The 16092-nt window shown below is 38.6% G+C and carries 10 protein-coding genes; 9 read left to right on the forward strand and 1 reads right to left on the reverse strand.

What is annotated here, in order from left to right:
• Positions 1 to 83: 83 nt before the first annotated feature.
• Positions 84 to 2738, forward strand: a complete 2655-nt coding sequence (locus tag AC27G3_RS16730) for a TonB-dependent receptor (RefSeq protein WP_487123544.1) — start codon at positions 84 to 86, stop codon at positions 2736 to 2738.
• Positions 2739 to 2840: 102 nt separating this feature from the next.
• The gene (locus tag AC27G3_RS16735) at positions 2841 to 4865 is read left to right on the forward strand and encodes a tetratricopeptide repeat-containing sulfotransferase family protein (protein WP_487123545.1); all 2025 of its coding nucleotides are present in this window, start codon (positions 2841 to 2843) and stop codon (positions 4863 to 4865) included.
• A 16-nt stretch (positions 4866 to 4881) separates the two neighbouring features.
• Here the strand turns inward: AC27G3_RS16735 and AC27G3_RS16740 are convergent, their stop codons facing one another.
• On the reverse strand, positions 4882 to 7236 hold the full coding sequence (locus AC27G3_RS16740) for a PAS domain-containing hybrid sensor histidine kinase/response regulator (RefSeq protein WP_487123547.1): 2355 nt from the start codon (positions 7234 to 7236) through the stop codon (positions 4882 to 4884).
• 527 nt (positions 7237 to 7763) lie between these two features.
• Between AC27G3_RS16740 and AC27G3_RS16745 the strand changes: the two genes are divergently transcribed.
• From AC27G3_RS16745 to AC27G3_RS16775, 7 genes are all read left to right on the forward strand, one after another.
• Positions 7764 to 8828 (forward strand): GGDEF domain-containing protein, encoded by a 1065-nt coding sequence (locus AC27G3_RS16745; RefSeq protein ID WP_487123549.1) that lies wholly within the window; start codon positions 7764 to 7766, stop codon positions 8826 to 8828.
• An 88-nt stretch (positions 8829 to 8916) separates the two neighbouring features.
• A complete protein-coding gene (locus AC27G3_RS16750) occupies positions 8917 to 9582 on the forward strand; it encodes a methylamine utilization protein (protein WP_487123551.1) in 666 nt (221 codons plus the stop codon).
• Complete coding sequence (locus AC27G3_RS16755; protein ID WP_487123553.1) at positions 9572 to 11911, forward strand: bifunctional diguanylate cyclase/phosphodiesterase; 2340 nt, start codon at positions 9572 to 9574, stop codon at positions 11909 to 11911. Before AC27G3_RS16750 ends, AC27G3_RS16755 begins: the two co-directional genes overlap by 11 nt.
• Positions 11895 to 12725, forward strand: coding sequence for a DUF3034 family protein (locus tag AC27G3_RS16760; protein ID WP_487123555.1), 831 nt, complete (start codon positions 11895 to 11897; stop codon positions 12723 to 12725). Before AC27G3_RS16755 ends, AC27G3_RS16760 begins: the two co-directional genes overlap by 17 nt.
• A complete protein-coding gene (locus AC27G3_RS16765) occupies positions 12725 to 13231 on the forward strand; it encodes a group I truncated hemoglobin (RefSeq protein WP_487123557.1) in 507 nt (168 codons plus the stop codon). Before AC27G3_RS16760 ends, AC27G3_RS16765 begins: the two co-directional genes overlap by 1 nt.
• A 208-nt stretch (positions 13232 to 13439) precedes the next feature.
• The gene (locus AC27G3_RS16770; protein WP_487123559.1) at positions 13440 to 13907 is read left to right on the forward strand and encodes a (2Fe-2S)-binding protein; all 468 of its coding nucleotides are present in this window, start codon (positions 13440 to 13442) and stop codon (positions 13905 to 13907) included.
• Position 13908: 1 nt separating this feature from the next.
• Positions 13909 to 16086: a xanthine dehydrogenase family protein molybdopterin-binding subunit gene (locus AC27G3_RS16775; protein WP_487123561.1), complete on the forward strand. Its 2178-nt coding sequence runs from the start codon at positions 13909 to 13911 to the stop codon at positions 16084 to 16086.
• Positions 16087 to 16092: the final 6 nt, after the last annotated feature.

The following is a 16092-nucleotide window of genomic DNA, read 5'->3' on the forward strand; positions in this document are numbered from 1 at the left end:
TAAGGTTAGTTTGAGGTTAAATATCATTAGTAGTCTAACTATATCAACTCAAATCATAATCAATAAGAAAAGGGATAATTCACATGAAATTTACCAAGTTGCATTACGCTATATTAACCGCCATTGCAGCATCGGGCTCTCTTAATGCAGAGGAGGTTAAAAAACAAGAAAAATCAGCGCTAGAAGTTATTGAAGTGACTGCTACGAAACGCTCAGAATCCATTCAAGAAGTTCCTGTTACTGTGACCGCATTAACGGGAGATAGCCTAGAAAAATTAGGGGTCGCTAATTTTGACGAGTACGTCGAATTTTTACCTAATGTGGTCTTTCAAGGTACAGGCCCAGGGCAAAACGAAATCTATATTCGCGGCGCAGCCACAACGCAAACCAGTATTGCCGTATCCTCTGTTCAAGCATTGCAGCCATCAGTTGCCTTTTATTTAGATGAACAACCTGTTTCAATGCAAGGCCGAAACTTAGACATTTACGCTACAGATGTTGAACGTATTGAAGTATTACCTGGCCCACAAGGCACACTATTTGGGGCGAGTTCACAATCGGGTACTGTGCGGTTAATTACACAAAAGCCCAATCACGATGGCTTTTCTGCTGGTTTTGACACCAGTATAAGTTCTACTACAGGTGGCGATTTAAGTAATACAGTTGAAGCTTATTTTAATATGTCGTTATCAGAGTCATTAGCTGTTCGTGTCGCGACATACAACGATCACCAAGGTGGTTGGATAGATAACATTTTAAATGAACCAGGTGAAGGCGGTTATATTGGTAGTGCGGTAGTGATTAGTCGTGTTTCTGGTGATGCATTAACAGATCCTGAAAATGTACCGGTTACTTCCCCTAAAAATGATGCTTTAGTTGAAGATAATTTCAATACGGCTAACTACGCAGGTGCGCGCTTTGGTTTATCTTATTTAATAAATGATGAGTGGGAACTTTTAGTACAGCATACCCAGCAGTCGCTCGATACTGAAGGGGTATTTGCCTACGATCCTAACCTTGAAGGAGAGTCATCAACCAATCGTTTTGTACCTGAAAACAATAACGACGATTTTGGTTTAACGACATGGACTCTTGAAGGTCGGATGGAGCAGCTCGATCTTGTTTACACTGGCGGTTATCTTGACCGCGATATTAACTCAACAATTGATTATACCGGCTATACCAATGGTGGTTCATTTGCTGCTTACTATGCCTGTAATTATGCTGGCACGCCAGATACACAAGAGTGTGTTGATCCAACCAAATACTATAAAGAAAAAACTAGCACATCGCGTATGACCCATGAGCTTCGTGTTAATACGTCAGCGGATAAGCCATGGCGTGTTACCGCCGGTATTTTTTATGACTCGCAAGAACTATCAACGATCGGTGAATTTCAATTAGGGAACACCGACTTACCATATTTTAGTGATTTACAAATAACATTAGTCGGTAATGATGGTATCAATAGTAATGGCGGTCCATTTTCGTCAGAAGTTAGTTTTGTTAATGATATTACTCATACCATAGATCAAATCGCAGTTTTTGGTCAGTTTGAATACGACTTGACTGATACAGTTACAGCGAGCTTTGGTGCCCGCTGGTATCAAATTGATGACTCATTTAAAGGCTCCACTTCTACTGTTGATGTCAGCGGTCGATTGAAAGCATTTGGAGATGGCAGTGATGCGGCATTAACCGACTTTTTTGGTGCGGCAGAAGCTGCTGCTATTCAAGACGCTATTGCAAGCGGTCAGTTAGACACTAGCTTGCTAGATGATAACGGCACATTAACTGTTGATGATACCATTATCAAAGCATCACTTGATTGGAAAATCTCTAGTGATATGATGGTATTTGCTTCTTATTCAGAAGGCTTTAGGCCACCTGTTACCAACCGAGTAGGCGGTGGATTAGCTAAAAACCAAGAAGGCGCGTTTGATGGTTTTCGTATTCCGGTGTATTCAACAACAGATAGTTTAGATAATGTTGAACTTGGTTTTAAATCCACTTTACTGGACCAAACCTTACGCTTTAATGCAACGGCGTATTATTCGAAAATATCGGACTTACAAACCTCTCGATTTGACCCGACGAATATTAGCTTCTTAGTGTTTACCGATAATGTTGGTGATGCTGAAATTAAAGGTATTGATGGTGATTTTAGTTGGGTGGCAACAGATAACTTAATTATATCGGGTGCCTTTAGTTTTATTGATTCAGAATTAACTTCTATCAATGATGAACTGATGGGTATTGCTCCTACTGTGGGTAGTCAACTGCCCTATTCCGCCGAGTTCTCAGGTAACTTACAAGCGCAATACTTCTTCCCTGTTGCGCAAGATATGACGGGTTATGTGAACGGCTCAATAAGTTATACCGGTGAACGACTTGCCAGTATGACAATGGATGCTTACGTGTTAGAAGATGCGACAAATTTAGTGTACGGTACGGGCTCTGGACTAAGTATTCAAAAAGAAGCTGATGTCTATTCTGGCGTTAACTATACCGATACTAACGGGCAAACATTTGCTGGCGGTCGTTATATACAAGACAGCTACGTATTGGCGAACATTAGTGTTGGTGTAACTAACGACGAGTGGAAGGCAGAACTATTCATTGATAATTTAACGGATGAAAGTGCTGTGCTGTATATTGATACACAACAATTTACGCCGAAAGTTGTAACGAATAGACCTCGCACTATTGGCTTTAGGTTCTCTTACGACTTTTATTAAGTTTAGCTAAGTTGTAAAGTTAACCAATTGATGCCGCTTGAGGTTCAAATCAAGCGGCATTTTCTTAACATATTCTATCACGATATTAATGGAGCTCAATCGTTGAACACTACCAGTACACTTACTATAGAAGCACAGTTAAAATCGATTCAACATTTGATCCAAAGCGCCAAATTTAATGATGCCATTGAGCAAGGTAAGCAATTACAAAAGCAAGTGAGCAATACACACGAACAAGTTGAATTATGGTACTTACTGGCAATTGCTCAAAGATACGCAAAAAGTTACACCGAAGCCTTAAATAGTATAAAGGCTTTACTTGAACTTGATAATCGACACAGTAGGGCTCATCAAGAACAAGGCTATTTAAATCTTGCTAAGCATAACGCGCAGCAAGCTAAATTAGCCTTTGAAAGTGCTGTAACGCTCAATCCCAGCTTAGTGGCAAGTTGGCAAGAGCTTATTCAGCTTTATCGAGCCGACAATCAACAGTCACAAGTACAAAACGCCGCCAATCACTTAGCCAAACTAAAAAAATTACCACCCGCGTTATTGGCAGTTACCGAGTTGATGCACGAAGGTAAGCTTTTAAAAGCCGAACAAATCTGTCGCCACTTTTTGCAAAATAATAAACGCAATGTAGACGGTATGTGCATGTTGGCAGAAATAGGTATCGAGTTAAAAATTTATGACGATGCTGAGTTTTTGTTAGCTAGTGCCTTGGCGTTAGCACCTAACCATATTCATGCTCGCTCTCAATATCTCAATTTGCTTATACGATTAGGTAAATTTAAAGCGGCGTCGGAGCAGGCTGATAAGTTACTTGCTGAACAACCCGACAATTTAAGTTTTAAAGTGGCTAAAGCGAATGTATTAACAGGCTTGGGGAGCATTGATGAAGCCATTATGCTTTTTAAGCAAGCAATAACACTGAATGACTCCTTACCTATAAAAAACAGCAATAATTCAGCCGCTTTTCATCTCCAGTTAGGTCATGCACTAAAAGCTAGAGGTGATATAGAGCAGGCGGTAAGCATGTATCAACAGGCTTACCAATTAAATCCAAGTTTTGGTGATGCTTTTTGGAGTTTAGCCAATACTAAAACTTATCAATTTAGTGATAAAGAAATTAGCCAAATGCAAAGTGAACAGGCAAGCGAAGCATTAGCATTAACAGATAAAATTCAACTCTATTTTGCTACCGGCAAAGCGTTTGAAGATCGCAAAGACTATCAACAAGCATTTCAGTGTTATCAACAAGGGAATGCATTGCAGCATGAGCATAGTGGCTTTGATATTAAAAAAATAGAACAACAAGTGGCTGAACAAATAAAGTATTGTGACGCGCCATTATTTGAAAGCCGTGGTCATTTAGGACTTAGCGTTGCTGATCCTATTTTTATTGTTGGTTTACCCAGAGCTGGTTCCACCTTACTCGAGCAAATTTTAGCGTCGCATAGTCAAGTTGATGGCACTATGGAGCTTCATAATATTCTAGGCTTAGCAGCGAGATTAAGAGGACGTAGTTATCAGCAAAATGAACAGCAAGAAAGTCAATATCCTAAAAATTTAACGGAAATAAACCCTGATTACTTTAAACGATTTGGTCAGCAGTTTATTGACGAAACACGCGATTACCGTGAGCAAGCTCCGTTGTTTATCGACAAAATGCCGAATAATTTTTTACATATTGGTTTAATTCGCCTCATACTTCCTAACGCTAAAATTATTGATGCAAGACGTTCCCCAATGGCGTGTTGTTTTAGTGGCTTTAAACAGCTATTTGCTGAGGGACAAGACTTTAGTTATCACCTTGAGGATATTGGTCGTTATTACCAGGCGTATCTCAAATTAATGGCGCATTGGAATACCGTACTGCCCGATTTTGTGTTAACCGTGAATCATGAAGATGTCGTGGATGATTTAGAAACACAAGTACGTAGAATACTTGACTTTTGTGGCTTAGCGTTTGAGCAATCGTGTCTCGATTTTCATAAAACTAAACGTCATGTTAAAACACCTAGTTCTGAACAAGTACGTCAACCTATTTATAAAAGTGCAACCGAACAGTGGAAGAACTTTGAGCCTTATTTAGCACCACTGAAAAATGTGTTATCTATTAATTAACTGAACATTAAGCGCTTTATTCTTTTAATAACCAATGTTTGAGTTTTTCTAATAATATCTCTGGTGCGATAGGTTTAGTTAAATAATCATTCATACCCGCAGATAAACACTTTGCTCGGTCGCCTTTCATGGCATTTGCTGTCATTGCAATAATCGGAATATTTTGATCATACTCATTGTTTTTATTAATGCGAATGTTTTGGCTGGTTGAGTAGCCATCCATCTTGGGCATTTGGCAGTCCATAAGCACCACGCTAAATGGTGGCTCTGCATGGGCGAGCATCGTTAATGCTTCAAGACCATGATTGGCAATTTCGGCTGTTAAACCAAATCTTTTTAATACGCCTTGGGCAACAAGTTGATTAACGCGATTGTCTTCTACTAATAATATGCGAACACCCGACGGCCATTGAGGAATCGCTAGTTTTGCAGAAGGTGTATGGATAACAGCGTTATTCTCGGGGGTTTCTGTACTCTTTTCTAAAATAATATTGAAAGTAAAGCAGCTTCCTTTACCTACTTCGCTTTGTACGGATATGTCACCATCCATCAATTTTGTTAATCGTTGAGAGATTGCTAAACCTAAACCCGTACCACCATATTTGCGAGTATCAGAAATATCTACTTGGCTGAACGCATCAAATAAATTAGGCATTTTATCAGCAGGAATACCAATACCCGTATCCGTTATATCGCACTGTAAGTTCCATTTATTCTCATTAACGGGTTTCAAGGAAGCACTGAGCGTTATTTCTCCATGATGAGTAAATTTAATCGCATTACCAACAATATTGGTTAAAATTTGGCGAATTCGATTCGGATCTCCCATCATCATATTTTCTTTGAATTTATCATGGTGCAAAGTAAGGGTGAGATTTTTTTCTTGCGCTTGAAAGCGCATAAACTGTGTAAACTCAAATAACAGCTCTTTTAGATCGAAACTAATCGTTTCTATTGCTAGTTTGCCGGCTTCAATTTTTGAGAAGTCTAAAATATCATTAATTAAGATCAATAATGATTTAGCACTACTATATGCAATTTGCGTTCGATGTTTTTGAGTATCATTTAATTCATCTTCTAACATTAAGTCGAGCATACCAATAACGCCATTCATTGGTGTGCGAATTTCATGACTCATCGCTGCTAGAAATTGAGATTTTGCCAGTACGGCAGACTCTGCGACTTTATTGGCGTTAACTAACTTTTCATACTGACTTTTTTTATCGGTAATATCTGTTCTAATCGCGATATAGCCTGTCAGTTTATTGTCTCCAGAGCTAATTGGGATAATCGTGGTGTCCACCCAATATAAGTGACCCTCTTTTGCTTTATTGAGTACCTCGTCATGCCAAACATTGCCCTTGGAGACGGTTTTAAACATGTTGTGCCAAAATTCAATAGAATGATGACCAGAATTCAAGATCCGATGATTGCTACCGATAAGCTCATCAGCAGTATAACCACTGATTTGGCAAAACTTAGAGTTTACCGAGGTAATAGTGCCTTTTAAATCGGTGGTAGCAATAATGGCATGTTGATCAATTGCGAATTTCTGCATTAATAATTCACACTCATAAATTTCACTAGTTTTAACCGATTCCTTAAACTCTGATACTGCGTGCCAAATATCTTGAAAGTAGCTGTCTTTGTCTTGATGAATAACGATGTCAGTATCACAGTGTGATAAATTGATTAATGCGTTATAAACATTGCTAAGCTTAACTGAGGTACTTTTAGCAAAATAAAATGCTGACCATAGCATCAGCAAAAGTAGGATAATGGTGAGTTCTGTTATATAGGTTTTCTTATATAAAGTTCCTTCTACTAGTTCAGCTTGATAGGAAAGTTCGTTTGAATAGTAATATGATAAAGTTAGCAATAAGTTGGTTAACTCTTTCAATTTTTTATTGGCAAGTATGAGTTCATGGGTGGCTTGTTTAACATCAACAGCAGACATCTCAATCGCGACAATAACTTGAGTTTTATACACAGAAAAAGCCGTTTGTACTTGTTGCAAAATATCAACATTATCAATAATCAGTTTGTTTTTTTCCTGTAGGGCTTTGTGAATTCTTTCTTCGATGTTGTAAAGTTGATTAAGCTGCTTTTTGCCTTCAACATACATACCTTCCTCATCCAATTTTTCTGATTCAAGCAATAAGGTAATAATTTCACTATTACTGGCAGTAATTAATAAGGTAATTTCGCTGAGTTCAGTGATTTGCGTTAAGTTTGTTTCACTTAAATTATGAAATAGTTCAGCGTTAGAGCGGATAATGTGATTGCTGGTAAGATAGAGAATAATGGTTAATACGACGCCAATTAACGGTGCAATAAGAAAGCGAGTTTGAATAGAGAGTGAGCTCAGCATAAAGTTAAGTCGTTAAATATTTGTCTTGTGTTAGTTTAGCGACGGCCAATCATTGGGCTTGATCATTCCCTTGTAGATAAAGCTATCATCCTTTTTTTAAATATTACCATCACTGTTTCCAGTTGTGACTCCATGGCGCATGTAAATAATGTAACCACCTAATTTAAGTGATTCAAGAAGTGCTGACGAGGTCACTATTTTAGAAAAGATCGGATGGGATCAGCACTCATTCCAAAAAGAAAAGTGAGTACACCAATAAAGAGATTTTTTAATGTAGAGCTCATTAGTGTTCTCAATTTTCTAAGTGTTGATTATTCACAGTTAACTCTAAATATATACTAAGTTCTTCTGATAGCTAGAAAATCATGAATTTAATTGTATACTTCGATAGATCACATTGGCTCAATAAACATTCATATGCAGGAAGTCTCGTTTAAGGCAAAGCGAAAATTAAGCAATGCTAACGTTAAGTCTTATGTTAGATTTTGTGCTAACGTTTAAATACACCACTTGAAAAGGCCGTCTTTTTGCCAGAACACCAGTCTATACACACTCTTGATAATGAAGAATATCAGCAACCCCATGTGGTTTCTTTATTTGCCCTAGTGGGTCTTTCCATTACCTTTATTATGGGGCTTATTAGCTTGTACAATCAGAATATTGTATTAGCGACTGCTTTGTTTTGTGCAAGTTTTGTATATTTTATTGGTTTTTATGCTTATAAAAAATTTAATAAGGTAAAGCTAAGTTCAGCCATTATTTTGTATTCCCTTTATGCGCTGATGTTTTATCTTATTTTCACGGGTGGGGTCGATAACACGGGTCCATTGTGGATTTATATTGTTGCTCCCGTGTCTGTTTTTATTCATGGACTCAAGCGTGGCTTAATCGATATTGCTATATTCGTTATAATTATTGGTTTAATCATGTTTATTTCAACGGATCATGTATTGCAGGCGCGATATACCACAGAATTTAAACTACGCTTAATATATTCATTTTTAACAGTTTCCTTTCTATCGGCTTTGTATGAATATGCGAGAGAGCTATCGTATAAACATACCTTAGCCTTAAGTAAAAAATATCAACAACTGGCCAACTTTGATCCGCTTACACAGTTGCTCAACCGTCGTGGCGCATTAACTATGCTAGAGCACCAACTAGCAAGAGGTGTACGCAATAACGAAACATTCGCTGTGATTTTATGCGATATAGATTTTTTTAAGAAAATTAATGATCAATATGGTCATCATGCTGGCGATACAGTGTTGATTGATTTGGCTAGATTATTCACTAACACCATAAGAGAACAAGATAGTTTATCACGTTGGGGAGGAGAAGAGTTCTTATTTATTTTACCTCAAACCGATAGCGAAAGTGCTTATCTTTTGGCTAGTAAAATTCAAGACCAACTACAACATCATCACCTAATGTATCAAGGAGAAACAATTAAGGTAACAGTCAGTATGGGAGTTGAGCAGTACAATAAAGATCGCAGTATTGATGAAATTATTAATTCGGCGGACAAATATTTGTATCAAGCAAAAAAGTCAGGAAGAAATCGAATTTGCCCTCAATGTGAAAAAAGTTAATTTTTAACAGTTAATATTGTTTGATTCATAGACTCTTGCAATTGGTAAGAGTATGCTTTTAAAACGAAAAAAAATTATTAAGGCCATCATGATAACGTTTAAGTGTCGATTGTTTATTGTAATGTTTTTCTGTGCAATGCTGTGGAGTAGCTCTGCATTTAGCCAAGCACGCATTAAAGTGGTTGATCAAGGCAATACCCCTCTCCCTAATGCAGTAATCGAGGTTGTCACTTCTAAAGCCATAATAGCGAATGACACTAACCCCGACACTTACGTGATGGACCAAGTGGACAAAGCTTTTGCGCCAGAAGTGTTAGTCGTACCAGTTAATAGCTTGGTTAGTTTTCCAAATAGCGATGATATTCGTCATCATGTTTATTCTTTTTCACCGGCAAAAACCTTTGAACTAAAACTCTACTCGGGTAAACCCAAAAGTCCTATACGTTTTGATAATAGTGGTGTCGTAGTGATGGGCTGTAATATACATGACGCTATGGTGGGTTATATTTATGTGACCGACCGAGAACAGGTGTATATCACCGATAAAAACGGCGAAGTGGTAGTTGATGAGGCGTTATCGATAAATAGTCAGCTACAAATTTGGCATGCTAAAAGCACTAAAGGGGTCGATAAACATACCTTATTCACTCTTAATGAAGAGAAGTTAAACCAAAAAATCCTCACCTTAGGATTACCGGTAAATACCGCAAAACCTAGAGACAGCTTTGAAGAGCTGGCGGTTCATGAGCACTAAATTTAATACGCGATTGAGCTTTAAAACACAAATTACTTGGTTATCAACCGGTTTAATTTTATTAACGGTGATATTTTTAACAGCAAGTAATTGGTTTCGGTTTGCAGATTACGCAGAAAGCCAAATTGAACGACAAATGCACTTTGCACAGAATGTGCTCGATCAAACATTAAGCGCGCAAGAACAAGTACTGATAACTTCGGCCAGTGTATTGGCGGCTGATTTTGGTTTTAAGCAAGCAGTGGCCACCCGAGATAAAAAAACGGTTGAAAGTGTACTACTAAATCAAGGCGAGCGTATTAATGCCGACTTAATGTTAATTCTCGACTTAGAAGGAAAGCTTTCAACAACCAGCTCATTACACTCATTTGACACCCAAACGGTTGAAAAAAACATCAGTAAACTACCATTTAGAGAAGTGCATGCTCAAATTCTGAGTATTGAAGATAAAGTCTTTCAAGTTATTGTTGTCCCCGTTAAAGCCCCAAGGACTATAGCTTATACGGTGATTGGCTTTGAATTTGAGCGTAATGCTTTATTGCAATTAAAAGATCTTATCGCCCTAGATGTCACCTTGATGAAAAACAGTCAGCTTATAGAATCAAGCATTACGAGCGAAGCAATTAAAGCGCAATTTATGCAAGGAGTTGAGCAGCAGTCACCCAATTTGTTACTTACCCAAGATGAATATTTTCATAAAACGCTTAGTTTTGCTGGTTCTAAAGATGTTCAAGTTATTTTGTCGGCTTCTTTAGCGCAAATACAAGGGGACTTTAATCGTTTAATTTTTTCTATGGTAATTATTGCCATTGTGGTTATTGTTATAGCTATTGCCTTTTCTCGCCTGCTGTCACAAGGGTTATCAACGCCATTAACTCTTTTAATGGAAGTAACGAAAAATATTAGCCGAGGCGAATTAGAAGTGCCCAAACTAAATAACCGGTTACCTGCTGAATTTAATGAACTCTATCAGGGGTTTTCAGTCATGGGTGCCGCCATTGAAAGCCGCGAACAAGCTATTACCTATCAAGCCGAACACGATATTTTAACGGGGTTATTTAATCGCCAGAAAATAGTTAACATCATCGAAAATCACTTTAAAAACAGTATTGATTTAGTATTAATCACCTTCAATATAAAAGGCTTTAAGGCGCTTAATGACACGATCGGACTGAGTAATGGTGATAATATTTTAAAAGAAATAGCGGAACGAATTTCGGTTTATACTGAAAAATCTGCCCATCAACTTACTGAAGATATTGTAGCTGCTCGTATTAATTCCGATGAGTTTTTGATTGCTGTTCCTATTGATAAAACCAGTGAGATTAATCATTTTATCGAATTGTTTCAAGGTGAAATAAATCGACCTTTTTGGTTAGATGATATCAAAATTGATCTCTCGTTATATTTTGGGGTCGCTAACTCCATTGAACATGGAGTAGAAGCAGAGCGATTGATTCGGCGCTCTACCATGGCGGCCGATGCAGCCCTTCAAGAACAAGTGACCTTGAGGTTTTACCAAGACGGTGAAGATGAAGCTTATCTTTATAAATTACGGTTAATCGAAGAATTAAAAATCGCCTTAGAAAGTGAAAAAAGCCCATTGTTTATGAATTACCAGCCTAAATTGAATATCGACACTGGTAAAGTCGATAAACTCGAAGCTTTGATTCGTTGGATTAATAAAGATGGTGAATTTGTTAACCCTGAATTATTTATCGATTTAGCGGAAAAAGCAGGATTAATTGTCACCTTAACTCGTTGGGTGATTTTAGAAGTAATTCAACAGGTTGAACAATGGAATAAAATGGGATACTCCTTTAAAGTGTCTATTAATTTATCCGCGCAAGATATCCAAAATGAGCAGTTTGTTGACTACCTATTATCAACGGTTAACGAACATGATGTTGCCACCACGCAAATTACATTAGAATTAACAGAAAGAGATATTGCAGAAAATGAGTCCTTAGTTGTAGCACGATTATCTCATTTAAAATCACTCGGTTTTGCTATCTCAGTTGACGATTATGGTATTGGGCAATCGTCATTAGCCAAGCTAAAAACCCTCCCAGTAGATGAATTAAAAATCGATAAAACTTTTATTTTAGTGCTAGAAAAAAATAAAGAAGATCAGGATATTGTCGAATCAACAATCACGCTAGGCCATAAGCTTGGTTTGAGTGTGGTAGCTGAAGGTGTGGAAAGTAAAGACAGTTTATTATTATTGAAAGCATTTCAGTGTAACTATGCACAAGGCTATTACTTATCAAAACCTGTTGCAGCTGATAAATTTATTGACTGGTATAAAACTTATGAATCTCCTCTTTAAATTATTGTTCTTATTATTATTGCCTCTCTCTTTAGAGTGTTTAGCTAATGGAAAAATATTGGCAACACCAGGAGTAGCGCAAGTTGAAGGCGCAGGTGGTGGTGGTTTAGTGCCTTGGGCACAATTAGCAGGATATGCGACAGAAGATGAACTCGCACTGTCTGCTTTTTGTACTCAGGCTAACGTGAAAGATTTTCAATTAAATAGTTGTGGAGCTCAAGCGAATTTTTACGACCGCGTAGAAGTTTCTTTCGCCAAGCAGCACTTTGATGTTGACCCTTTGTCTTTAACACTCTCTCAAAATATAATGGGTTTGAAAGTAAGATTATATGGCGATTTGATTTATAGCACTTGGCCGCAAGTCTCTTTAGGGGTTCAGTATAAATCGTTATCTACCCCAGAAGTGGCTTTTTCCTTAGGGGCTAAAGAAGATAGCGGTACGGATATTTATTTAGCCGCGAGTAAATTACATTTAGGTTTACTCGCGGGTTACAACGTTCTTTGGAATGCCTCTGTTCGTTATACTAAAGCCAATGAAATGGGGTTGTTAGGTTTTGGTGGTCCTGAGGGTAATGGTGCGTTAGAGGCTGAGATTTCGGTAGCGGTATTACTTAATAAACATCTTGCTGTGGGTACTGAGTATCGTGCTAAACCTGATAACTTGGGCTTGCAAGAAGATAACTGGCAAGATGTATTTATCGCATGGTTCCCCAATAAACACCTTAACGTTACGCTTGCCTATTTAGATTTAGGTGCAATAGCAACAATACCCAATCAACAAGGTTGGTACTTATCATTGTCGGGATCTTATTAATGGCTATTCAAATAAACTATCGCCTTGTGTTAAATTTGCCCTTGTTAAGCGGTTTGCTTATCACGTTTGTGCTATTAGTTTCTGTTGGCTGCACGAGTAAAGATGCCAATCAAATTGCTTCAAACACCGTTGAAGAAAGCCAGCTAAAAGAATCGCAACTTTATAAAGATATTGGTGGTCAAGCAGGTATTGAAAAGTTAGTCGATGCCTTTGTTAAAAGAATAGTCGCTGATAAAGAAATTTTGCCTTATTTTGCAAAATCGAGTGTTACACACTTCAAACAAGGATTTATTAGCCATTTATGCGCCACTGTTGATGGTCCGTGCCAATACGATGGCGACAATATGGTTGATATTCATACGGGCATGCAAATTAGTGAGGCAGACTTTAATCATGTTGTAGAGTTGTTGATTAAAGCTATGGAGGATGTCGATATAACTTACCCCAATCAAAATAGAATACTCGCTAAATTAGCGGTCTTAAGAGAACAAATTATTAAAATTTAGGTCAAAAATTGAGTGAGGTGTGAGTGTACATTGCTTTAAAATAAAGAGTATCAACTCGTTTTATATAATTTTCACCGCTTTATTGACGTAGTTCGTTACAAAAGAGTCAGTATTTAACCGTAAATATTCCTATGTTTGTCGCTTTTACTTTTGTGTAATTCTTTATAAAGAGCTACTCTAAGTACACTATTAATTGGGACAACAGATTATGAAACAGTCAATAAAGATCAACGGAAAATTACATGAAATTGATGTCGATGCAGATATGCCACTTTTATGGTTTCTTCGAGATAGATTAGAGTTTACCGGTACTAAATTTGGTTGCGGCAGCGGCTTATGTGGTGCATGTACTGTTCATCTTAATGGCCAAGCTATTCGCTCTTGTATCACACCTGTTAGTTCCCTTGTTGATCAAGAAATCACTACCATTGAAGGCTTGTCTGAAAATGGTGATCACCCACTGCAACAAGCCTGGATCAATAATAATGTCCCACAGTGTGGTTATTGTCAGGCGGGTCAAATAATGAATGCTGCCAGTTTATTAGCCACCAATGCAGCGCCAAGTGAAACCGAAATAGAGACGGCCATGCAAGGTAATATTTGCCGATGTGGTACATACCAACGGATTAAAAAAGCTATTTCAGAAGCGGCCGACGTTTTAAGTAAGGAGGCTTAATATGACTATTTCAAATGTAAGTCGTCGTGACTTTTTAAAAGGTGCAGGCGCAGCAACCGGTGGCTTAGTGATTGCGGTAGCGTTACCTGCAAACGCGCTTGCTGAAAAAGGTATAACAGATACCGCGAGTACTGAATTAAACGCTTTTATTCATCTTGCTGAAAATGGTGACACGACACTTTACTGTGGTCGCTGTGAAATGGGGCAAGGTATCAGTACAGCACTACCTTCAGCCGTTGCTGATGAAATGGAAGCCGACTGGCAACGAGTAACGGTTAAACAGGGTGATGGCGACGAAAAATATGGCCCTCAAGGTACAGGTGGCTCTGCAAGTATTCGTGTAATGTATCAACCCATGCGTGAAGCTGGTGCAACGGCTAAAGCTATGCTAATTGCGGCTGCAGCCAAGGTATGGAAAACCTCCCCAGAAAATTGTTTTGCGCAGGCGCACTTTGTGATTAATAAAACTAATCAGCAAAAATTAGGCTTTGGTGAGCTGGCAACAATTGCTGCAGGCATGCCAGTGCCTGAAAAACCAACGCTTAAAAAGAAAAGTGACTTTAACTATATTGGCACCAAGCTGCCAAGGCATGATCAAAATGCTGTAGTGGTTGGTCAACGTACTTACGGTGTTGATACAAAACTTCCAGGACTTAAATATGCGGCTATTGTGCATTGCCCTGTATTAGGGGGAAGTTTAAAAAGTCTTGATAAAGCTGAAGCTTTAAAGGTTAAAGGCGTTTCTGCTGTCGTTGAAATTCCACGTTTTAACGTGCCTTTTGGCTCAATTGGTGGTGTTGCGGTGGTTGCTGATAATAGTTGGACGGCACAGCAAGCTGTGAAAAAGCTGAAAGTAGCATGGAACCTAGGCGAAAATGCGATTTACGACACTAAGGCGTATAAACAACAGTTAGTTGCCAATGTCGAAAAGCCAGCCACCTTAGCTGCTGAGCGCGGTGATATTAAAGGTGCTTTTAGTCAAGCAAAAGCAACACTCGCAGCAACTTACACCGGAGGGCATCTTTCTCATGCACCAATGGAGCCTAACGCCAGTGTTGTTTGGGTACAAAAAGATTCATGTGAAGTGTGGGCGTCAACTCAAAGCCCAGCAGACATTCAAAAAGTGCTAGGCCAGTATTTAAAACGCGAGCCAAAAGATATTGTTGTTCATGTGGCTATGGCAGGTGGCGCGTTTGGTCGTAAGTTTAAATGTGATTATGTTCATGAAGCAGCGGTTATCTCTGAAAAAACAGGGGCGCCTATACAACTTATTTGGTCACGTGAAGAAGATATGCGCACTGGGTATTATCATTCAATTAATGCTCAGCATATTGAAGCTTCGCTCGATGAGAATGGCGAAGTTACCGGTTGGTTACATCGTGCTGCATTTCCGTCAATAACCAGTTTATTTAATCCAGCGTTAGAACGAGCGACAAAAGATAATGTTGCAGATGTGACAAACCATTTATTTGGCATCGAAAATTTTCGTGTTGAATCGGGTGATGCCAAGGCGCACACTCGCATTGGTTGGTATCGTGCTGTGTACGCCATATTTTATGGCTTTGCTTTTAGTACATTCGCCGATGAACTTGCGCATAAAGCAGGAAAAGATCCCTTCACTTATGTGAATCAACTTTTTGATAATAATCAAAAGCCAGAACAGCAAGATGATTTAAAGCGCGCTAAAGCTGTATTGGCCGTGGTTGCTAATGAATCGGGTTGGCACAACCGCAACAAACTACCCAAAGGACAAGGTATTGGCTTGGCGGTGCATTATAGCTTTCAAAGTTTTGTTGCCATGGCTGTACATGTTGAAGTTGAAGGCGACAACATTAAAGTGTTGAATGTCGATTGCTCTATTGATTGCGGACAAGTACTCAACCTTGATGGAGCGACTGCTCAAATGGAAGGTGCGGTGGTGATGGGAATGTCGTTAGCATTAAGCACTGAAGTCACTTTTAGAGAAGGTGCAGTGGTTAACTCCAATTTCCATGACTATCCGGTAATGCGTATTACTGACATGCCTAATGTGCGCGTTCATATTACTGACTCAGACAGAAGTCCTACGGGATTAGGTGAGCCAGGCGTTGCTCCTTTTGCTCCTGCGTTAAGTAATGCGGTATTTGCAGCTTCAGGCAAGCGCTATCGAGACTTACCTTTTAAGCCATTAAGCGTATAAGTAACC

Source organism: Colwellia sp. SU-HH01217, assembly GCF_057543495.1.

Coding starts and splice junctions, on each gene's coding strand:
- AC27G3_RS16730 (WP_487123544.1), top strand. CDS start 84: ATGAAATTTACCAAGTTGCATTACGCTATATTAACCGCCATTGCAGCA.
- AC27G3_RS16740 (WP_487123547.1), bottom strand. CDS start 7,236: ATGCTGAGCTCACTCTCTATTCAAACTCGCTTTCTTATTGCACCGTTA.
- AC27G3_RS16750 (WP_487123551.1), top strand. CDS start 8,917: ATGATAACGTTTAAGTGTCGATTGTTTATTGTAATGTTTTTCTGTGCA.
- AC27G3_RS16755 (WP_487123553.1), top strand. CDS start 9,572: ATGAGCACTAAATTTAATACGCGATTGAGCTTTAAAACACAAATTACT.
- AC27G3_RS16760 (WP_487123555.1), top strand. CDS start 11,895: ATGAATCTCCTCTTTAAATTATTGTTCTTATTATTATTGCCTCTCTCT.
- AC27G3_RS16765 (WP_487123557.1), top strand. CDS start 12,725: ATGGCTATTCAAATAAACTATCGCCTTGTGTTAAATTTGCCCTTGTTA.
- AC27G3_RS16770 (WP_487123559.1), top strand. CDS start 13,440: ATGAAACAGTCAATAAAGATCAACGGAAAATTACATGAAATTGATGTC.
- AC27G3_RS16775 (WP_487123561.1), top strand. CDS start 13,909: ATGACTATTTCAAATGTAAGTCGTCGTGACTTTTTAAAAGGTGCAGGC.